Raw genomic sequence first — 21,902 nt, 5'->3', positions numbered from 1 at the left:
TGTGTAGTTTTTCACAGTATAAAATAATTTGAAAGTGGTGAGCATATTAGATCATAATTTAATGCGGATTGGTATTACTAGCCAAAACAGGACAGCAGTTTGTCGAATATGCCCATGCGTGAGTAAATCCTTTCTATATATCAGATATGCTATATATGCGTAAATAAAATTACACTTACCAGTCAAACAGGGTAGAGTGTAGATCGATTTAAAGCTACTAATAAATAATAAGTTTTTATATTGTATGTGCTATTAGGAGACATAACTGTCTTTACTTATTGATAAGATTACCGCTAGCATATCTTCATATATTTCATTGGGTGGGTTTATTTTGCCTCGTTTGCCGAATCTTTCTCTGACTATACTGGTTCCTGTGTGTATTTTTATCCTTTACCTTGGTTTGGTATGTGGACAGTATTTCTATGAGCATGCGGAGCTAAAAGATCAGCTTGCATCAACACAATCAGAGCAAATTCAGAAAGATTTATTTAGAATGCGTCACGTGGTTGAATCATCTTTATTGATGCAAGATTTTGAACGGTTAGAGCAGGAGGTTGCTTTAGTTTCAACAGATCAAAATATGATGGTGTATGTGATACTTGATTCTGCTAGTGAAATTCAATTCGCTAATCATATTATTTGGCGTGAGAGTAATGCTACTAACGTATTGGAAGGCTATTCTGCTGATTTGCACGGAAGTGTTATCGCCAACAATAAACCTTACTTTAAGGTCAATTTCGATCGATTATCCATACAGGCTTATTATCCTTTAAACGCTAGTTCTCGATATAGTTATTCAAATTCAGTAGATCTAATTTATCTAGAATATGACATTGCCAATACCTTATCAGAATCGGTTGATCGCCTCTTAAAGCGCTTTATTGAGATCTGGGGGATTGGTGCTTTATTTTTGTCACTATTTTGCTTCATGTTGCATTACTTACTGATACGACCGTTAATTCAGTTAAGCCAAGCAGCTAAAAACCTTGATTCTCCGGATTTCAACACTGATATTATGTGTGCATCAACCGAACTGGTTAACTTACGTGATTATCTAAATCAGGTTAATGGTCGATTATCTCGAAGCAAGAAACGGCTTAATGATGCTGAGCAACGTTGGCTTTTTGCGGTTGAGGGCGCGCGAAATGGCATTTGGGATTGGTGTATTTCTACTGGAGATGTGTTTGTTTCTGATCGCTGGAAAGACATCTTAGGCTACCAACCTTACGAGCTTGATAATGACTATTCTGTTTGGGAATCTCGTTTACATCTTAGTGATAAGCTACAGGTATTAAATACTTTACAGAACTACATCAGTAACCAACATGAATATTATGAAAGCGTTCACCGGTTGCGTCATAAAGATGGCCGCTATATTTGGATTCTTGATCGTGGAAAAATAGTTGAGTGGGATGAGTTAGGTCGGCCATCGCGGATTATCGGCACCATTACAGATGTTTCTGGTGATGTTAAAAGCCAACGTGTTGCTAATGATAAGCAAGGTCATAATGGCCTTACCGATTTAATTAATCGTGATGTACTAGCCGATCAACTCTATGATTCACAGGTTTTAAGCCGCAAGACCGGTCAATTCTCTGCGCTATTGATGATTAATTTAGATAACTTTAAATTAATTAATGATGCTTTGGGTCGCCAACTTGGTGACAGATTGTTAATGCAAATAGCAGCGCGCTTATCAGCTACGTTTTCTAGTACTGGTTTAGTTGCACGCCTCGGGGCTGATGAATTCGTTATTCTGGCCAAAAACTTTGGTAATGAAATCGATCAAGCAAACAAGCGTGCACTAGCATTAGCAAGTGAAGTCAGGCAGCTAATTGGTCGTAGTTATACCATTTCAGAGCAAAACTTGTCTATTTCGGCCAGAATTGGTTTAGTGATTTTTGATGGTATTGAGTCATTAGAACCTCAAGTGCTATTGGCTCGTGCTGATAGCGCTTTAGAGCAAGCAAAAGACAGCCGCTCTAATGGTTGCGCCATTTATCGACCTGAGTTTGAGCAGAATCAAGTACAACCTTTTAAATTACAAAATGAACTAAAAGTTGCTATTCACAACCAACAGATGTCATTGGTGTATCAACCTGTTGTCGATCGGGCTGGACAACTTAATAGCGTTGAAGCCTTGATGCGTTGGTATCACCCTCAGTATGGCTATATTAGTCCACGTAAATTTATTGCTGCAGCTGAATTATCCGATTGTATTTTCGAGCTAGAGTTATGGGCATTAGATAAGGTTTGTGAGTTGATACAATTACTTCAACAAACCAATGCAACCATTCCATTAATGTCATTAAATATTTCTTCGCGCCACTTTCATCAAGATCATTTCGTAAATGTCATTATTAGCAGGATTAATGCTGCGCAAATATCACCGAAATTACTTCAATTTGAACTAACGGAAGACGTATTTGTGGTCAATGCTAAGGTGGCAAAAAACAAAATTTCCGAGCTACAACGATACGGTATCAATATTGCGATGGACAATTTTGGCGGTGGTTCTTGTGCCGTTCATCAACTGCAAGGTATTGGCTTTTCACAAGTGAAGTTAGCTGCTATTTATCTTGAAGATATAGAATATAACCCCGAAAGCTTTAATATTGTTAGTGCTGTAGTTGAGTTTGCGACCAAATTGAACTTCCCTGTTGTCGCTAAACAGGTTGAAAATAAGCAACAACTCAACTTACTGACACAGGCGAAGTGTACTTGGTTTCAAGGTTATATCATTAGTCGGCCACTAGATCATGACGATATTATTCAGTTAATTAACACTAAGCTATCGTTGAGTGTTGTGCCATAAAATCGATAGTATGAGAAAGTGCAATATTACGCATGCTATCGCTCTCGATAAACACTTCGTGATATGCGCCTTCAATCACCACCTTATGACAATGAGTGCTTAATGTTTGATTTTGCGCCTTATTACAGACAATAGTGTCTTTTTCTGCTTGTAAGATGAGTATTGGGGTTTGGCTATGTTTAGCATAGTTGATACATCTGTGTGCTGCGCTCATTGCTTCAAGCAACCAATGATTGGTCGGTGAGCCTAACTGTACCTCGGTGGTATCCTCGAATACGTTGCGATAGTGCTGGTAGCGAAATGGGCTATGAGTGAGCTTGTTACGCTTAAAACTATCTGGTTGGTAATGCGTTCCACCTAGCACAAAGGTACTGTGTACTTTGCCTGCTTCAATGCGATTATTATCGAGCTTTTGAGCTAACCAACGGACAACCGATTGAGCAAAAGGTAGACGTATAGCAAACATAGGTGCTGAAAATACTGCTGCAGCAAACGTTTGCGGGTATTTATTTAGATAGTCACTCGCGATAGTACAACCCATTGAGTGAGCTATGATAAATAACTCTTCATGCAGCTGTGGGCGCACGACCTGATCAATAAATTGAGCAAAGTCATCCGTATAATCGGTAAATTTCTCAACATAACCCTGATGTGGATTATGGGTGAGTCTGTCTGACAGCCCTTGGCCTCGATGATCTAAAGCGTAAACGCTGAATCCTTGTTGATATAAGTCGTATATCAATTCTTGATACTTCACATAGGATTCGACCCTGCCATTACTGATCACTATTGCGCGTTGATTATTAGGATGTTGGATCATCGCATAAGCAATTTTTATTCCGTTATGGGTGCAGAAACTCGATTGGTGCACTTGTTGCCAAAAGTGTCGCTGATCACTGGTATTGAGCTTTAATTCGGATGAAAATTTCATGTAATGCATTGTTATAAGCCAGCTTGTTATAATCTTAAATAGTGTTTAATTTCGACGCGTTCATCTATATTGTTACACGCTGCTCGCTTCTTTTACCATTGCTTGTTGACGAGCAATAAACTCATCAACCATTTGCTCTAGTACTGACATCGGGATAGAGCCATTCTCTAAAACGGCATCATGAAACTGTCTAATATCAAAATCTTTTCCTAATGATTTTTCTGCTTTAGCGCGTAAGCGTTTTATGGTTAATTCACCAATTTTGTATGACAGTGCTTGGCCTGGCCAAGAAATATAACGATCTATTTCTGTGGTGACGTTGTGCATTGAAAGGGCTGTATTGCTGGCCATAAAATCTATCGCTTGTTGGCGGCTCCAACCTTTAGCATGCATGCCAGTGTCGACGACTAAACGGGCCGCACGCCACATTTCATAGGTTAAGCGGCCAAAGTTACTGTAGGGGTCTTGATAAAACCCAGCTTCTACGCCTAAATATTCTGAATATAAGCCCCAGCCTTCACCAAACGCAGAGATATAACTGTACCGCCGAAAGTTGGGTAAATTAGTCAGTTCTTTATTCAATGATATCTGTAAATGATGCCCTGGAACCGCTTCATGTAAGGTTAATGCTTCAAGCTCGTAAAGCGGTCGCTTATCTAAGGCGTAGGTGTTCACCCAATAATAGCCGGGCTCGTCGTCACGGTTTGAACCTGAGTAGCGTCCCGTTGTGTATTTTGGCGCTATTTCTGCAGGTACAGGTTCAATGCCATAAGGCGTCCGTGGTAATTTGCCAAAATATTTAGGTAATATAGCATCGGCTTTTTTGGCAATAAACGCCGCTTCTTTAAGTAATTCATTAGCTGTTTTAGGATAAAATTGTGGATCGGTGCGCAAAAAGGTTAAAAAGTCAGCAAAACTGCCTTTAAAGCCAACGTCTTTAATAACCTGTTCCATTTCTGCTCTTATACGAGCGACTTCTTGTAATCCAAGCTGATGGACTTCTTCAGCGGTCATTGGCAGTGTGGTGTAATACTCAACTCTGTTTTGATAAAAAGCCGAGCCATCAGGCAAGGCGGAAGCGGCAATGTTTATTCGTGCATTAGGAATGTATTCTTGAGTCATAAAATCATAAAACTGCTGATACAGCGGTAGTACGATTTGCGCTACAGTGGCTCGACCTTGTTGGGTCAGCGATTCTTTTTCTGACGCGCTAAAATGATCAGGGTAATGGGTAAACGGCGTAAAGTAACCGCTGGTTTCAACCGGAACAATAAAAGCGCTAATGCTGTCTTCAAAACCCTTTAAGGTGACTTTTGCTGGGGTGATACCAGCGGCTAAGCCTTGTTTGAGCCAATATATTTGCTGGGTAAAATGGCGTGGTAATTGTTTAAGTTTAGCTAAATAGTGCTGATAATCTTCAACGCTACTGAAGCGAGCTTTAGCAATCGATGCGATATATGCATGGAAACCACTTTCAGCCGTTATAGGTAAATAGTGGTCATGAAAACGATACAGGTCGACTTCATTTTGCAGCTGATCCTGCAAAATTTTAGCATTGATGACATCGGATTTTGATAACGGCTTTCGGTCAAGCTGTTTAAGTTTTTTGAGATTTTCGAGGGTCTGTTGGTATTTTTTCGCTAATGTTTGAGCAGATAAATCGTCAAGCATTCCTGCGGCAGAAGCGTCACCTAAACTGGCTGCTAACATCGGTGAATAAGCTAAATTAACTGCCCAACTCTGGTCTATAATCGCTTGTAAATTGGGATCTATCTGCGTTTGTTGGCGAGTGACGCGGCTATCAATCTGAGTCGTGGTAACACTATTACAAGCCGATAAAGTTAATATTATCAGTGCCGGTAGGATCAGCAAGCGCATTAATAGTCCTTTATTATTTAACCTTTTTGTCAGTATTAGAGTATGCCCGATTTAAGCATAAAAAACACATCACAAATTAGCATGAGTTTTTGGTGTGATAGATTCCAGAAAAAACATTGCTCATCAGAATTAGTCTCAATACATGTTAAACTGAAAACGATTCTCTGACCGACAAAATTAAACTAATGGCAGGGTAAGTTTATAGGGGTTAATTATGATAGATAAAACCATTCCGCTAGTTGATTTACATCGACACTTAGACGGTAATGTTAACGTAAAGACTATTTGGGAATTAGGCCATCAACATGGTATTCAATTACCCGCTAATTCACTAGAAGAGCTTGCGCCATTTGTGCAAATCCAAGGTAAAGAAAGCAACCTAATGGATTTTTTGAAGAAACTAGATTGGATGGTTGCTGTATTAGCCGATCTTGACGCGGTGAAACGTGTTGCCTATGAGAATGTTGTCGATGCAGCATCGCAAGGGTTAGATTACGCTGAATTGCGCTTTAGTCCTTATTACATGGCGATGAATCATAATTTAGCCATTGAAGGCGTTGTTGAAGCCGTTATCGATGGTGTGCGTGCCGGTGTCAAAGAGCATGATATTAACATTAACCTAATTGGTATTATGTCGCGTTCTTTTGGACAAGAGAAATGCCGTTTAGAGCTTGAAGGCATACTCGCTCACCGTGACAGTATTGTCGCGATGGACTTAGCTGGAGATGAACTCGGTTTCCCTGGCGATTTGTTTACAGAACACTTTAAGCGTGTTCGAGATGCGGGATTACAGATCACCGCTCATGCTGGTGAAGCGGCAGGGGCTGAAAGTATTTGGCAAGCTCTTAATGTATTAGGCGCGACACGTATTGGTCATGGCGTGAATGCGATTCAGGATCCTAAATTGATGGAATATCTTGCCAAACACAGGATCGGGATAGAATCGTGCCCAACCAGCAACTTACATACCTCTACTGTTAAAGATTATGCTGTTCATCCACTGCATAAGTTTATGGATGCGGGGGTATTGATTGGACTCAATACTGACGACCCAGGGGTGAGTGCGATTGATATTGCTCACGAGTACCGTGTGGTTAAATCTGAAATGGGTCTAAGTGATGGCCAGCTGGCGACATTGCAACGTAATGGTGTTGAAATGGCCTTTATATCTGATAGTGACCGCAAAGCGTTATATGCCAAAAAAGCGTAGTAGCGTCAACGACGATATAAAAGCAGTCTAATAAGATTAGTTTACAAAAACAGCCAGCAAATGCTGGCTGTTTTTATATTATATTGCTTATAAACAGTTGCTTAGATTACTCTTGAAAACTGTTGTTGACGGGCTTTTTGGCGATAATACACATCAAAGCACATGCAAATATTACGAATAAGTAGTCGACCGGTCGGGCTTATTGTTAACTTGCGATCTGTGATATCGACCAGTTTATCATTGATAAAGGTTTGTAATAATTTCAGATCTTCCACAAAATATTCTTCGAAGTTAATCGCAAACTTACGGTCAATTTTGTCCATGTCTAAATCAAAATGACAGATAATTTGTTTAATCACCGCACGGCGAATTTCGTCATCGTGATTTAAGCTACAACCTTTCCATAATGCATGACCATTGGCATCAATCGATTCGTAATATGGACGAATATCTTTTTGATTTTGGGCATAGCAGTCGCCAATTTGGCTGATAGATGACACCCCTAATCCAAGTAAGTCACATTCTTCTTGGGTGGTATAACCTTGGAAATTACGATGTAATTTACCGGTGTTTTGTAATTTTGATAGCTCATCATTGGGTTTGGCAAAGTGGTCCATACCAATAAATTGATAACCGGCACCCGTTAATGATTCTATTGTTTGACGTAGCATATCTAATTTTTGTTGTGGAGCCGGCATATCATGTTCTTTAATTTTACGCTGTGCAGCAAAACGCGATGGTAAATGTGCATAGTTAAAGACAGATAAGCGATCGGGTGAAAGCTCAATAATTCGGGCTATAGTTTTAGCAAACGTTTCTGGTGTTTGCAGCGGTAAGCCGTAAATTAAATCGACGTTAGTAGATACAAAGCCTAGTGCTTTTGCCCTAGCCATTAAGTCGAAAATAAATTGTTCGTCTTGCTCGCGGTTAACGGCAATTTGTACTTCTTTATTAAAGTCCTGCACACCAATAGACACTCGGTTAAACCCAGCTTCTTTTAAGGTATCCAACATACTTAACTCGATTTCTCGAGGGTCGACTTCAATAGAGTATTCACCAACGTCTGCAAAATTAAAGTGTTGTTTAATTAGCTTGCTCAGTTTAAGGATTTGTTCTGGGCTTAAAAACGTAGGTGTACCACCACCCCAATGCATTTGGGTTACCGTGTAATTTTTGAATAGTGGGGCACGTTTAATAATTTCAGTGGCCAGATACTCAATGTATTGGTCGGCTTTGTGTGAGTGACGAGTAATAATTTTATTACAACCACAGTAGTAACAAAGCTTGGCACAAAATGGAATATGTACATAAAGCGACAGTTTGTCTGATTTACTATTTTTAATTGATGTCAGTAAATTTTGCTCAGTAAAGGCATCGTCAAATTCTAGTGCGGTCGGGTAAGAAGTATAACGGGGACCGCTGTAATTGTATTTTTCGATCATCGACTGATCCCAACTAATCTGAGTGGGCTGCTTCAAGGCGTGTCCTCCAATGGGTAAATTAGCAACATACGAAGTATGCAATGTTCGTAATCAAATAACCTTGATCTAGGTTGTAAAAATGAATGTTGCTTATGGCGACGAGTGAAGTTTAGCGATAGCTGATATGGGATAATGACCAGACTGTGCAACAGATCACGGTTTGTATTTCAGACAAAGTAGATTTTTTAGGCAAGATTAATATGTTGAGTCCCTAAATTACGTGCCTTACCATCGTATCTCACTTCAGTAAATTGCACGTTACCACTGCGGTGTTTTAATACAATGCTGGTTGAACGAGTGCCGTATGCTTCATGTTGGATAAAAATAGAGGACAGTCGACGCTCCCATTCAAGGCTAATGCCCGTTTGAGGTAAATCTTGATCCCTTGGTTGCGAGGTATCGCGCATGATCGCCAGTAATTGGTCTATGCAAGGTGATTGCATCTGGTTGATATAGTTTTGAAGCTGCTGTTGACCTTTAGCCATCTTAGGCCATATATCATCTAATGCCCCGTTGCTCACGGCGTGAAAACCTGAAGTAAGCCGAGTCGTGGTTAACATCTTACTGTTAAAGCAAAAGAGTTGTTGGTGTTGTTCGAAAACTAAATTAAACGGATTGTAATTGTCTGCATGTTCAATGAGCCATTGGCTATTGATATGATGTTTTGTGAGTGCATCAACGACTAATTCACCGCGACTGCGAACGCCATCTTGTTGTTCGATTGAACGAATATTAGTTAACCCAGCAAATTGACCTTGTTCATTGACCCCAATCCATGTTCCGCCGGCTTGTTTATCTTGTCCTGCGATAATAGCTGGCATGGTTGCCCAACGATAGGCGGGTTCGGTTGCTCGGTGATGAAATTCATCGCGATTGGCACAGACGATTAAGGGATAATCTGGATGCGCCTCAACGGCAATAAATAAAATACACATAGCTGCCCCTTTAAATATGTCGACACCATCATCATAACCTAGTTCATAGATCCTGATTAATGATGATGTTTATGTGTCGAAGCTGAGTCGTGATGATGTGAGCCCTGGGTGTCTGAGTGATGGTCTTGATCATGGGTATGTGGTGCTGATTTTAAGTTAATCATCAAACGGCTTAAAAAATCTCGAGGTCCAAGTCGAAGTAAGCTGGCGCCAAACAATAAAACGATCGCCACTAAGCCAATAATATTAGCTGAATCAGGCAGTTGTAATGTTAATGACGAGCTCAGGGGTAATTGATCTGCCACCATTAGCCCTACAAGTAAAATACCGCCTAACATGAGTCCTTGTTTCCAATTCATTAACTTCAATTGGCTAATACTGAGTACGGGTGCGGCCAATAAGGTAAAGGCCACTGCAATTTGGCTCCAACCACTGTAAGCCAAAGCAAGGGCTAAAATCACCGTGCCTAAATTACAAAAACGCATCGGTAAAAAGACTAAGAGTAAAATAAACACTTGCAATGCAGGGTTTTGTAACGGAACCGATGGATGACCGATGAGGTTTGCCAATACTAAGCTGAGGATAATCCATGGTGCACTGCGGTCGACTAATTGGCTAAAACCAAAATGCCATGGTGACTCAGATAAGGTTGGATGCGGGTCCGTCAGATCCACTTGCGTCAGGGTCATTAGTGCCCCAATGGTCAATAACCCCAGCGCTTGGTAAAGCGCAAACCAAGGGCCTAACAGTAATAAGGTAATTAATAATGCTTCTGGTCCAGCTAAACGCTGTAACCAACGCAGCCCTAAGGAGGAATGAGATGGTCGTAATCCTGATGCGAACCGAGCTGTAGCAATAAAGTAACTGCCTAATAAAATAGGTGAAATTGTCAGTAACCAACTAACGAATTGTTCTGAACCATGATTTTGATGAGCATGTTCGTGGCCGCCGGTGTCCATGAGGAGTAATAAAGCCAATAGTCCTAGACCAAGTAAGCTGCCGATACCTGCCTGATACTGATATTGGCCCTGTTTATCTTCATCTTGGTGGCCGTGAGGCTGATGTAACACCACATGTAAAATTGAACCCGTAACAAAGGCTTGCAAGTAAACGGTGTTTTCAAGGCTTAATTGAGTCAATAAATGCTCGCCAGCAAAGTAACCGACACTGGTTAATATCATCATGGCAACTAAAACCACACTAGCCCACCGAGTGCCAACTTGAGGCTTGAGTAACCACCAAATAGCGACACCAACAGGTAAGCGATGCATGATCACGCCTAAAGCAAGGAGTGCCGAATTACCTTCTTGTTGTGCCAAGACCATGGCTCCACCGTCAGTCATGGTATGCAGCAGCAGTCCGCCAATACCTAATGTGAGGGTGATGTTGTGAGTGATCTCTGAATATCGATGAAACAGCTTTTCACTGGCCGTAGGGCCCCAAACGCCAAGCATGACAAACAATAGCGTGATAAACCCACCATGCTCCAATAGTTCCGGCAAAATATGAATGAGGACTAGTCCGCCAAGGGAGACGAAAATAAATCCATCTAAGCCCTTTTGAAGTCCACTACCTGATGAGAAGAAGCGGTAAAAAAGAGGCCCAAACAGTAATGCAATACAGCTAGCGATTAGATAGAGCATGTTATCCAGAAATCAATCGAAAAAAACAACGCAGTATAACATTCTAAACCAGTATTGTAGTGTGTGAATATTTCAAGCTGAAAAAATTACACTTGGTTAGTTGTGAATATAGATCGAGTCATTGAAGATAAAGTAGAAAAAAGTTCATAAGATCATTGTGTTGGTAACTGTTGGCTGGTTATTTATCATGTGAAATTGTTTACAATTATTAGCGGCTATAGCCCTAAAGTCATCAATAAATTGGCTATCTGCATCGCTTATGTTACTGCGTTGAGTATACAATGTAGCCCATATTTCGTTAATTAAAAGATTGTCGTCCATGGATGTTTTTTCTGCAGCCGTCATGCTGTTCTTGATTATAGACCCGCTGGGTAATTTACCTGTATTTGCTTCCATATTGCGCCATCTTGATCCCAAAAAGCGCCGTAAAGTATTAATCCGTGAACTGTTGTTTGCGCTGGTCATTATGTTGTCATTTTTGTATACCGGTGAAGCCATCCTTAATTTTCTGGACTTACGTACTGAGTCCGTCAGTATTGCCGGTGGCATTATCCTGTTCCTAATCGCGATCAAAATGATCTTCCCCTCGCCGGGTGGCGTTGCCGGAATGGCAGCAGGTGAAGAGCCTTTTATTGTCCCGATGGCGATCCCTTTGATAGCGGGTCCGTCTATTTTAGCGGCATTGATATTACTGGCGCACACTGACAACAGCCGTATGACGGATTGGACGATTGCGTTAGTTTCTGCCTGGGGCATGAGTGCGTTTATCTTAATGTTTTATAAGTTGTTTACTCGCATACTTGGTGAGAAAGGTTTAATAGCGGTAGAGCGGTTAATGGGAATGGTATTGGTGATGATATCAGTACAAATGTTACTTGATGGGATATCAAAATACATTACCCACAGTGGCTTAAGTTAATTCTTACCGAGAGATATAACACTGAGTTAACTCTAGGGATACTAAACGATTATCAAGCAGCCGTTTTTTCTCGCTCACTGCGTTGATGTCTCTTGTAATAGACAGACTATTTATTGATAGGTCACCTCAACGCTGGATAATCAGCGGCTATCAAACAACCCTTTGTGCCGTGATCGAACGAGTATCGAGTTACAATAGGCCCCTATTGACGCGTTAATACGCCTCGTTAGCAAAAAAATGGCAAGTGTGCTCTGAAATTGATAAAAAGTAAGCCGCTTTTATCAATTTGCCTCAGCACTTATTCCCCGTGAAGGTAAAAAGCCGACTCGACAGAGTCGGCTTTTTGTTTGCTGAAGCTAGCTTAATAGCCTTTTTTATTAATTTTTAATCGAACGGATACATTTACATTAAAGAATGTCTAACTTAATTGTAACCCAGCAGTTGCAGCTGTTAATGTTATGTCATTATTGTTTGGGGTGAATTATGAAATACATTATCGTCACGTTGGGACTGGTTTTTATGACCTTGCAAGGGTGTCAAAATCAGTCGGCAGCATCGGCAGACGAACAAGCGGCCACTGTTGTGGTAGTCAAACCGTTAGTTAAAGATTGTGGCCCTAGCGGGATGCCACCTTTACGTGATCGCACTAAATTAACTGAAAATTTGCGGGCCCAAGGGCTAATCACCGCCGATATGGATCAAGCACAAATAGATAAAATTGTTGCTGATTACATCACTAAACGCCAAAAAGCATTTGAAAAATGCCATAAACCAACACCCAATACAGGTAAGTCGTAATGAGTAAGTTGACTAAATATCAAGGGTTAGCCATTTCAACGTTATTGCTTGCATGCACTAGCATGGCAGTACTTGCGGCTCCGCAAACGGGTACACCTGCTGATGGCGGGTTAATTAATGAACAACAAGTGCTGTATTGGTTGATTAAACGTGGTGAAGTGAGCGCCGACGCCAGTGAGGCCGTTAAACAAGCCGCTGTTGATGCCTTTGTGAGTCGAGGTCGTCATACAAGGTTTAAACCTGCCACTATTGAAGTCAAAGCTGAGCAACTGCGCATTAAACGCTCAGCGCAAAAAAACACTAATAGTGCTCAATATGCCGCGGCCAATAACAAAGTCTTAGCCGATCAAGATATCACCAAAACAGTAAAGGTTTTAGCTGTATTGGTGGACTTTCCAGACTTACCACACGATGCTAACCAACTTGAGGCTGGTGATACCGACATGTATTACAGCAGCTTTCCAGCATCCCATTATCAGCAACTATTATTTTCAGAAAGCGGTTTTGTAGGCCCAAGTAATCAAACTCTGCAATCGGCTTATCAGTATTTTCAGGCCGTGTCGGGTAATAGCTTTTATTTTACCGGCCAAGTGCAAGACTGGGTAACCGCAGACAACAATGCCGCTTATTACGGTGGTAATGATGTTGATGAAAATGACAAGGCAGTACCTGAGCTCGTCAAAGAAGCGGTGACCAAAGCCGTGCAAAACATGACTGACCTTGAATTAGCCCAATACGATATTGAAGACCCTTTTGATATAGATGGCGACGGTAATTATGATGAAGCAGATGGTATTATTGATCACGTGATGCTATTTCATTCTAGCATTGGTGAAGAAGCGGGTGGCGGAGTGTTAGGTACTGATGCCATTTGGTCGCACCGTTTTTATGTCGATTCGAATACCAATGGTTATATCATTCCTGGCCGTGGCGGTCTTAAGGTGTTTGGTTATACCGTGCAGCCTATCGATTCTGCTGCAGGAGTATGTACTCACGAGTTTGGTCATGATTTAGGCTTGCCGGATGAGTATGACACCACTAATAGCGGCGACGGTTCACCCGTAGGTTCTTGGTCGTTGATGTCTGGCGGTAGCTGGACGGGTAGCATTGCGGGTGCTCAACCCAGTGGTTTGAGTCCGTATGCAAAATCCTTCTTACAGCAAAAATACAAGGGTAAATGGGTTAATGAACAATATATATCACTGGCCGATTTAACCAGCAGCGGTACCGCTGTGAAGCTTAATCATGCTGTTAATACTGATGCGGTAAACCAGCTATCAATCGCGCTCCCTGCGGAGGACATTACGTTTAAAGCGCCATTAACCGGTCAATATCAATATTATTCAGGTCAAGGCAACCTGATCAATAATGCCATGTCATTTGATGTGACATTACCATTAGCGACGCCGTTATCCTTATCTTTTCAAGCCCATTGGGATATTGAAGATGATTATGATTATGTGCAGGTATTGGTTGATAGCGTTGCCATAGAAGGTAACCACACGAACAATACAAATTCAGTTTATCCTACGGTAAAACATTCGATTAGCGGTAAGTCGAGCGACATCAGTACCGCGTATGGAAGCGATTCTTGGGTGGACCTAAATTTTGATTTGAGCGCATATGCCGGTCGTGATGTGCAAATCAGTGTGGTGTACAAAACCGATGAAGCCGTTGGCGATTATGGTATGGCGATTGATGATATTCAATTAACCAACCAAGACACGGCATTTTATCGCGATGGAGCCGAAACTAACGCCGTGGCAACCTTATCTGGTTTTAGCCGCATTGGAGATAACCTTCCTGGTAAAGCAAGACGTTACATTGTGCAATTACGCAGCCACCAAGGTGTAGACGCTGGGCTGGTTTATGACAACTATGAAGCGGGTATATTGTTGTGGTTAGAAAACTTTAATCAAACCGATAACAATGTGTCATCGCATCCCGGAAAAGGGCTAATTGGTGTGGTAGATGCAGACCAAAACCTGATTGGCAGTCAGCCTACCGATGTGCAAATTCGCGATGCAACATTTAGCTTATTTGCCCAAAGTAGTTATAGCGGTGACAACCACTTAGCGGCAGAATCACTATTTGATGACAATCGTGACTACAGTGCGCCGTTAAAACCTCAGTCAGGTATTATTTTGCCTGAGTTAGGCTTTACCATACAAATCACCGAGCAAGCCAACGACAGCAGTACAGCAACCATTGAGTTTGCCTTGTCTGATAGCAGCGTATTGCCACCCGTTACGCTTACGGCCGACATTAATGCGCAAGCCATTGGTGCTGATGTGAGCTTTAATGCGGTGGTCAGTGGCGGCAGTGATTACACTTACCTATGGTCGTTTGGGATAAATAGTGCCACCAGTACCGATACTGCGCCAAGTTACACATACTCTGTATCGGGCGACTATATTGTCAGTGTTATTGTCAAAGATGGTGCGGGTAATACTGTGACGGCAACAGAAACAGTACGCGTGGTTATTCAGCCTATAGCGGCATTTTCTTTATCTCAAACTGAATTTACTGTGATGTTGACTAACACGTCTAGCCAAGGTTTTGGTCATTTGACTTATCTATGGGATTTTGGCGATAACAGTACTAGTACGGCGCAAAACCCAAGCCATACTTATACAGCAGCAGGTACTTATACCATTACGTTAGTGGCCACAGACTCTGTTGGTAATGTTGTTACGGTCAACCAAGCCGTAAACGTATTAGCGTCAATAGAGACTGTTGCTACGCCAGTTACAACAGACAGTGATAGCGGTGGTGGTAGTTTGGGTTGGTTAAGTGTGTTGATGCTGAGCTTGTTAGGATACTGGCGTAAGCGGGTTTAATCCTAACAATACAAAAACGCCCATAAGGGCGTTTTTTGTTTTAAATTAATAACATTAGATTATGAGATAGGGTTAACGAGCACACTAAGCGCTTTGATTAATATAATCGACCGCCGCAGGCAGAAATATTTCGCTAACAATAAGTTGTGAGTCATGTAAATTAAAGTAGCGTCTACGGCCCCATAAGCTGCTGTTAACGTGTTGATTTAAGCTGGTGGCTAAGGCTGCTAAACGGCCACAGGTTTTAAACTGGGCGACTTCAATATTGCCTGGCGTAATGTCTGGGCTAGTAAACAATAATTCACCCAAAGACCGAGTGCCAAGGCGAGTAAAATCATTGTATTGATTGTCATTGCGCTGAGTGCTTAAAATGGTTTGTGGGATCAGTGTTCGGGCAAATACCCATGGGATACCGTCAAGACACAATAATACCTCACGGACCCAAACAGGGTCAGTCTGAGCCGGGAACTCATCTGCTAGAGGCTCAAGTAAATGCTCGCCTAACACTTTTACTTCAAAATGATTACAGTGTGTCTTAAGGCGCAGGGTCAAACTCCCCGTTGCTAATAACCATTCTTTAAGCTGGCTATCGGGCAATGAATCGATTTTTTGTGGCGAAAACCAATGAATTGATTCACCATAAGGAAAGCTAATACTGGTCACATTCATCTAAAACTCGTTACAATATATCTCAACGGCATTAGTCTATCATGTCAAAGATGAGCAAACACTCTAAGGGAGTGGCCAATATGGCTTATTTAATTAACGTTCCACATTGACGGAGTTTGTTTCACTATGAAAAAATTGGTTTCAACGTTAGTTATGCTGTGTTGTTTTGCATTTAATGTCCATGCAGCAGATGAGCAAGCCCTCGAAGATTATGCTTATTACGGCTTTGAGCCGGACATTGTGACTAACTATATTTCGAATCGAAAAAAGTTAGGTTTTGTTAAAATCAGTGTTGAATTGATGGTAAAAGATCCAAACGATTTAATGAGCTTAGAGCATCACGATCCTTTGCTACGTTCGGCCATTGTTGAAATTTTAGGTAATCAGTCCGAAGAAAAGGTTAAATCCTTATCTGGAAGAGAAGACATTCGCCGTGAATGCTATGAGACGGTCAATAGCCTAATGGAGCAAGAAGTCGGTCGCTCTATTGTGGTTAATTTATTATTCACTAAGTATTTATACGATTAATGACCCGTTCAACGACACCGCCAGTGCGAGCCAAACATGATACCGCTAAGCGTCCGCCAAGCCGGTCGACTGCCAACATTAACCGCGCCTCGGTAAAGTTCAGCAAGCCTGTCTTATCAAAAGCATTGCATCCGCGTAATGCCCATCAACAGGGTTACGACTTTGCCGCATTAATAAGCGCTATGCCAGCGCTAGCCTCTTTTGTACGTCCAAACCCTTATGGTAATGATTCTATCGATTTTGCCGACCCTAAAGCGGTAAAAAGCCTCAATGCGGCATTGCTGCTGAGCGAGTATCACATTAATGGCTGGAATATTCCTGACGGATATTTGTGCCCACCGGTGCCTGGTCGAGTGGACTATTTACATTACATTGCTGATTTATTAGCGGTCAAAGGCAAGGTGGTTAAAGGGGCGCGTATTCGCGGATTGGATATCGGCACCGGTGCAAATGGTATCTATCCGTTACTTGGGATCCAAACCTATGGTTGGCAATTTGTGGCGTCGGATATTGATCCTGTCTCTATCGCTAATGTCGCCAAGATTGCACAACAAAATTCAAAGATTGCCACGCATTTGCAGTTAAGATTACAGCATCAACCCGAGCATATCTTTAACGGTCTGATTGCTACCGATGAACAGTTTGATGTCACTTTGTGTAACCCGCCGTTTCATCGTTCACTCGCTGAAGCATCTGAGGGATCATTACGTAAAGTTAATAATTTAGCCAAAAATAAGCAACAAAACCAGGGGCAAAAATCGCGTAAGTTAGCGGCAAGCCAAGCTAAGCCTACGCTTAATTTTGGTGGTCAAAAAGCAGAGCTATGGTGTGAGGGCGGTGAGCAACAATTTTTAGCTAATATGATCAAACAAAGCCGAGATTATGCTAACCAAGTGCTATGGTTTACCTCATTAGTCTCAAAGTCAGAAAACCTCAAACCTTGTTATCAATTACTCAAACAAGTGAACGCCGTTGAGGTGAAAACCATCGAGATGACACAAGGTAATAAAGCGACCCGCATATTAGCGTGGAGCTTTTTAAGCCCTGCATTACGTCAACAATGGGTCGCATTGCGTCCTTAATCCTTCGCTGCATCAAATGTTATCGTTTCACTGCCGTGATACACCAAAAAGTGCCGCCCTTTGGCGCGAGCAATTAGGGTAATACCCATTTGCTGGGCTAAGTCTAAGCCCATTTGGGTCACGCCACTGCGCGACAGTAGTACCGGTATGCCCATCTTGGCAACTTTAATGACCATTTCAGATGTCAGTCTACCTGTGGTGTAAAAAATTTTATCATGTCCCGATTGTTGATCTAACCACATATCTCCGGCGAGAGTATCGACGGCATTGTGGCGGCCAACATCTTCAACAAAGGCTAAAATTTTCTCGTCTTTGCATATTCCGCAGCCGTGGACGGCGCCGGCATTTTTGTAGGTTTCATTATAGGCATTAATGTTGCCGAGTAAGGCATAAATAGTCGATTGCTTTAATGCCGGTGTCGGCAATGATATCTTATCTAAACCTTCTAAAAACCCCCCATAAACCGTGCCTTGGCCACAACCGGATGTGACGGTTTTTTCGGCTAACTTCTGCTCAATATCCTCAGAGACCTCTTGGGTGATCACCGCAGCTGAGCTGACATCCCAATCAACAATAACCGATTCAAGTAAACTTAACTCACTAATAAACCCTTGGTTTTTTAAGTATCCAAGCGTTAGGGACTCTGGTTTTGCACCCAATGTCATTAAGGTCACAATGGGACGCCAATTTAAGTACACAGTTAATGGGCGTTCACAGGCGACAAATTTATCGACGACTTGACCTAGCTCGTTTACGGCTTTGACTGCAATGGTCAGCGGTACCTGAGTCTTGGTTTTAACAAATTTTATCGCGTTGCGCTGCAAAGATGTGGCTGAAACAGATTGAATCATAAGCGAGTTAGCCTCTAAGTGGGTGTTTCATTAATGGGAGTAGGCCGTGTTTGCCTGCTTCATCACCTAATAAGCATAGCAATTATTATTCCCTTAACTTAAAACAACTTACCTAAGCGTGATCTGGCGCAAATCTTGACAAATTCAATGTTATTGGCGTGTATTTATGTCCCACCTAAAATTGCATAGTGGACATATTGTCCTATTATTACTAATAATTTCGGGATCTAGTTCAAAGTTATTTTTACTTTCTAGTTGGCATCATTTTTGCTGCTACTTTAATAATAAAGAAATCAATCTAGTGTATTTCAATACACATATTCATGTCAGAGGTAAGCATTCCATGCAACACACCGACACGATTTGGCCAATGTATGTTTCACTCAAAAAAGTGCAAACCCAAGTAGGGCGTTGGACATCAGTCCGTTGGGAGCTTGACCAAATGATTCCTGCCACGCTAGAACAGCCTGACAATGGTGTTTTGGTTAAATTGGCATTACACAAAGATGAACGTGGTAGTTATCGCATCAATCTTGATATGGATAATTCAACACTTTTTATCGTATGCGACGAACTGATTGATGGCACATGGGTTCCTGCGATGATTTCAGCTGACCAATATGTCAGCGCTGGCTGTCTTGAATCAGATACTCCGGTGCTCAATATCCCAATGCCTGGTGCAATAGCTTGTTGGATAGAAGCATTTATCACTCGTCACGGCGAGGTCGAGATCAGTGCCCATAGACGTAAGCATGTTAACCGTCGTAAAAATGAAGGACCCAGCGCTAATCACTCAGGGAAAATGCAATGAATGATAAGGCTGAAGGATTAATTAACCGTTGGGAGCTTAGGCGTCAGCGGGTCGCTGAAGAGGCTGAACAAGAAGCGCTGCTGCAGCACACGCTAGATCATGCTGATGACACAGACACGCTACCAGCGGAAACGCTGCAAGACGTTAGCACAATAGACCATGAGCCCGATGAGGTGACAGAGTCTGAGCCGTTACCTGACCCGAGTACTATTGAAGTTGGCGGCAGTTTTGCGCGTTTTATGGCCAAAAGTGTTGACCCAACGACTAAAGCCGCAGCGCTGCGAGCGTTATGGAAACAACCGCAATACGGTCATATCGATGGGCTACTTGAATATGCGCTGGATTATACAAATCAACCGTTACTCTCTGCGGATGTCTCAGCCGAGTTGGCCAATAAAGTATTTCGTTATGTCATTGAAAAAGAACAGCCTGAGCCAGAATTAGATGCTGACTTAGCACAAACCGATTTAGCACAAACTGACTTAGCGGAAACAGCACTGGCTGAACAAACCGACTCGATAACTGAAGAGGAGCAAATTGTTTTAGCCGATGAAAATGCACCACAGATTGCAGCGTTATCGTCACAAGAACAACCGCTTTGTCACGATGATGACCTGATAAAGCAAGCTGCCGCCAGCGATGAGGCGAAAGCGTAATACCGACAGTCACTAAATAAATGTGACACCGATAAAAGCCGTTATTTAACGATTTAGCACGAGTTAGAGTTAATTAATGATAGTCAATTAATGACCAGCAATAAGCGTCAACAGTGAACTGAGCTACCACTGTTAATGAGGTATAAAAACCGAGAATTGGGAACGCAATGAGTATTAGAAAAAACCAGCCACAGCTGAAACAAGCACGACAACAGGTAATGGCGAATACGCAGATTTTGCAAAATTTAATTCCGCCTACTGTCAGCTATACCACCAAGGGGCATGTGCTCGTTATTGGGCCTGAAGATCTGGCGCGTTTAGCGGCGGACAAATTGTCCACTATGGCAAGCCGGGTTATTTTGGCCAATGAAGCGATCACTAGCCAAGACGAAACCCACCTTGAAGCAGTAATGAATGCGGCCACTGATGTCGAAAGTTATTACAATAAATTGGCAAGCGTTAAAGGTTTTCTAGGACAGTTTCAGGTTAAAGTGGAAGGTGAAAGCGGTATCACAGAGTTAAGTGTGGTCGCCATTCGTCAAGCGCATTTTGATATCGTGCTCGATTTAAGCCACAGTCCCTGCATCAGCCTTGAAATGCTTCCACCGGGTTACTTTTATGTTGGCCAAGACTCCGCGTTACTTGCTGATGCAATTGCCAACATTCCAGACTTAATCGGTGAGTTTGATAAACCGCGCTATGTTCGGGTTAACAGTGATATTTGTGCCCATGACAAACACGGCTTAAACGGTTGTAACCGTTGTTTAAACTTTTGTCCTGCCGATGCCATTAGTAGCGTAGCGCATAAAATTGAAATTGATCCTTATCTTTGTCATGGCGCAGGCAGTTGTACCAATGCATGCCCAACAGGGGCGTTAAGTTACGATTTACCCACCCCAGCATCACTGCATACTTACCTTGAAAAGCTAGTCAGTCGTTATCGCCAAGAAGCACAAACTGCACCGGTTATTTTATTTCATGACAATGAAGCGGGTGCCGAATGGATTACGGAACAGCTCAGTGGTGACGTTTTACCTGTCGCAATGGAAGAAATCACCGTGGCGAGTATTGACCATTGGTTGGCAGCATTAGCTAATGGCGCACGGGAAATTTTAATCTTACAAACGCCGACAACAGCACCAACATTACTGCAAATGCTTAAAGGTGAGTCAGCATTAGCGAATCGTATTCTCGATCAAATGGGCCAGCCACAACGGATCCGGTTAATTACCCCGTCAGAGCTAAGCCAATTAGATGATGTGCTAGCGGTTAGTTTAGCTTGGCCAGTGATAATGCCGATGACCTTAAACGCTATCGAACCTAATACCAATGTGAAACGCAGTATCGTGTTTCAAGCTATTGACCACCTTAATGGCCAAGCCGCAGGTGTTGATGATGTGTTAGCCATGGCGAATATTCCATACGGTATGGTGAGCATAAACAGCGACAAGTGCACATTATGCATGTCGTGTGTGGCCACGTGTCCAACACAAGCGTTAAAGGATGGTGGCGATTCACCGGCACTTAAGTTTGTCGAGCAAGATTGCGTCCAATGTGGGTTATGCGAAGCCGCCTGTCCCGAAAACGTGATTAGCTTAGTGCCACAAATCAACTTCAATCAGTCTGCAAGACAACAAGTTCAAATGTTAAAGCAAGAACCCCCATTTGAATGTATCCGATGCGGTAGCGAATTTGCGACTCAATCAATGATACATAAAGTAATTGAGATGGTGGGTGAACATAGCGCATTTAGCGCTAATATTGAGCGTTTGAAAATGTGTGGCGATTGCCGTGTAAAAGACATGTTTGAAGACATCCTTGACGATCCAGAAAAGCAATTGCAATAAGAGATCTG

Annotated in this window: 17 protein-coding genes; 10 read left to right on the top strand and 7 right to left on the bottom strand. The window is 42.2% G+C overall.

The features are described 5' to 3' along the window. The first annotated feature begins 331 nt into the window (after positions 1 to 331). Entirely contained in the window at positions 332 to 2,815 is a 2,484-nt protein-coding gene (locus AAEY93_RS17960) for a putative bifunctional diguanylate cyclase/phosphodiesterase (RefSeq protein WP_351078790.1), read from the top strand. Here the strand turns inward: AAEY93_RS17960 and AAEY93_RS17955 are convergent. Next, positions 2,787 to 3,755, bottom strand: coding sequence for an alpha/beta fold hydrolase (locus AAEY93_RS17955; protein ID WP_124012944.1), 969 nt, complete (start codon positions 3,753 to 3,755; stop codon positions 2,787 to 2,789). The two genes, AAEY93_RS17960 and AAEY93_RS17955, sit on opposite strands and share 29 nt — an antisense overlap. Before the next feature lie 63 nt (positions 3,756 to 3,818). Beyond that, entirely contained in the window at positions 3,819 to 5,624 is a 1,806-nt protein-coding gene (locus tag AAEY93_RS17950; protein ID WP_124012945.1) for a DUF885 domain-containing protein, read from the bottom strand. 214 nt (positions 5,625 to 5,838) lie between these two features. Between AAEY93_RS17950 and add the strand changes: the two genes are divergently transcribed. Continuing rightward, the gene (gene add, locus AAEY93_RS17945) at positions 5,839 to 6,834 is read left to right on the top strand and encodes an adenosine deaminase (RefSeq protein ID WP_124012946.1); all 996 of its coding nucleotides are present in this window, start codon (positions 5,839 to 5,841) and stop codon (positions 6,832 to 6,834) included. 101 nt (positions 6,835 to 6,935) lie between these two features. Here add and hemN read toward each other — a convergent pair whose 3' ends face one another. The 3 genes from hemN to AAEY93_RS17930 all read right to left on the bottom strand — a co-directional run bounded on the left by hemN (position 6,936) and on the right by AAEY93_RS17930 (position 10,893). Further along, complete coding sequence (gene hemN, locus AAEY93_RS17940; protein WP_101033495.1) at positions 6,936 to 8,312, bottom strand: oxygen-independent coproporphyrinogen III oxidase; 1,377 nt, start codon at positions 8,310 to 8,312, stop codon at positions 6,936 to 6,938. Between the two features lie 188 nt (positions 8,313 to 8,500). Further along, positions 8,501 to 9,250 (bottom strand): NRDE family protein, encoded by a 750-nt coding sequence (locus AAEY93_RS17935; protein ID WP_101033497.1) that lies wholly within the window; start codon positions 9,248 to 9,250, stop codon positions 8,501 to 8,503. A gap of 56 nt (positions 9,251 to 9,306) precedes the next feature. Continuing rightward, complete coding sequence (locus AAEY93_RS17930) at positions 9,307 to 10,893, bottom strand: metal transporter (protein WP_124012947.1); 1,587 nt, start codon at positions 10,891 to 10,893, stop codon at positions 9,307 to 9,309. Between the two features lie 319 nt (positions 10,894 to 11,212). On the opposite strand from AAEY93_RS17930, the gene AAEY93_RS17925 reads away from it, so the two are divergent. From AAEY93_RS17925 to AAEY93_RS17915, 3 genes are all read left to right on the top strand, one after another. Continuing rightward, positions 11,213 to 11,812 (top strand): YhgN family NAAT transporter, encoded by a 600-nt coding sequence (locus tag AAEY93_RS17925; RefSeq protein ID WP_101033501.1) that lies wholly within the window; start codon positions 11,213 to 11,215, stop codon positions 11,810 to 11,812. A gap of 483 nt (positions 11,813 to 12,295) precedes the next feature. Continuing rightward, positions 12,296 to 12,610, top strand: coding sequence for a hypothetical protein (locus AAEY93_RS17920; RefSeq protein ID WP_124012948.1), 315 nt, complete (start codon positions 12,296 to 12,298; stop codon positions 12,608 to 12,610). After that, on the top strand, positions 12,610 to 15,450 hold the full coding sequence (locus tag AAEY93_RS17915) for an immune inhibitor A domain-containing protein (protein ID WP_351078782.1): 2,841 nt from the start codon (positions 12,610 to 12,612) through the stop codon (positions 15,448 to 15,450). Before AAEY93_RS17920 ends, AAEY93_RS17915 begins: the two co-directional genes overlap by 1 nt. An 84-nt stretch (positions 15,451 to 15,534) precedes the next feature. Here AAEY93_RS17915 and AAEY93_RS17910 read toward each other — a convergent pair whose 3' ends face one another. Next, positions 15,535 to 16,119 carry a chorismate--pyruvate lyase family protein gene (locus AAEY93_RS17910; RefSeq protein WP_124012950.1) on the bottom strand — a complete coding sequence of 195 codons (585 nt, stop codon included), beginning with the start codon at positions 16,117 to 16,119 and terminating at the stop codon, positions 15,535 to 15,537. A 126-nt stretch (positions 16,120 to 16,245) separates the two neighbouring features. Between AAEY93_RS17910 and AAEY93_RS17905 the strand changes: the two genes are divergently transcribed. Then, positions 16,246 to 16,647, top strand: coding sequence for a flagellar basal body-associated protein FliL (locus AAEY93_RS17905; protein ID WP_124012951.1), 402 nt, complete (start codon positions 16,246 to 16,248; stop codon positions 16,645 to 16,647). Continuing rightward, complete coding sequence (rlmF, locus tag AAEY93_RS17900; RefSeq protein ID WP_124012952.1) at positions 16,647 to 17,729, top strand: 23S rRNA (adenine(1618)-N(6))-methyltransferase RlmF; 1,083 nt, start codon at positions 16,647 to 16,649, stop codon at positions 17,727 to 17,729. The genes AAEY93_RS17905 and rlmF overlap by 1 nt, the downstream gene beginning before the upstream one ends. Here the strand turns inward: rlmF and AAEY93_RS17895 are convergent. Further along, entirely contained in the window at positions 17,726 to 18,580 is an 855-nt protein-coding gene (locus AAEY93_RS17895; RefSeq protein ID WP_124012953.1) for a formate dehydrogenase accessory sulfurtransferase FdhD, read from the bottom strand. The genes rlmF and AAEY93_RS17895 overlap by 4 nt on opposite strands. A gap of 343 nt (positions 18,581 to 18,923) precedes the next feature. On the opposite strand from AAEY93_RS17895, the gene AAEY93_RS17890 reads away from it, so the two are divergent. From AAEY93_RS17890 to AAEY93_RS17880, 3 genes are all read left to right on the top strand, one after another. Further along, the gene (locus AAEY93_RS17890; protein ID WP_101033515.1) at positions 18,924 to 19,391 is read left to right on the top strand and encodes a DUF3305 domain-containing protein; all 468 of its coding nucleotides are present in this window, start codon (positions 18,924 to 18,926) and stop codon (positions 19,389 to 19,391) included. Continuing rightward, entirely contained in the window at positions 19,388 to 20,047 is a 660-nt protein-coding gene (locus AAEY93_RS17885) for a DUF3306 domain-containing protein (protein WP_124012954.1), read from the top strand. The genes AAEY93_RS17890 and AAEY93_RS17885 overlap by 4 nt, the downstream gene beginning before the upstream one ends. 167 nt (positions 20,048 to 20,214) lie before the next feature. Next, entirely contained in the window at positions 20,215 to 21,894 is a 1,680-nt protein-coding gene (locus tag AAEY93_RS17880) for a 4Fe-4S binding protein (protein WP_124012955.1), read from the top strand. The last annotated feature ends 8 nt before the right edge of the window (positions 21,895 to 21,902 follow it).

It is taken from the genome of Shewanella sp. CAL98-MNA-CIBAN-0140 (assembly GCF_040309905.1).
GTDB lineage: Bacteria > Pseudomonadota > Gammaproteobacteria > Enterobacterales > Shewanellaceae > Shewanella > Shewanella psychromarinicola.
Note: the sequence above shows the minus strand (reverse complement) of the source record. Positions and strands in the feature narration are given on the sequence as shown.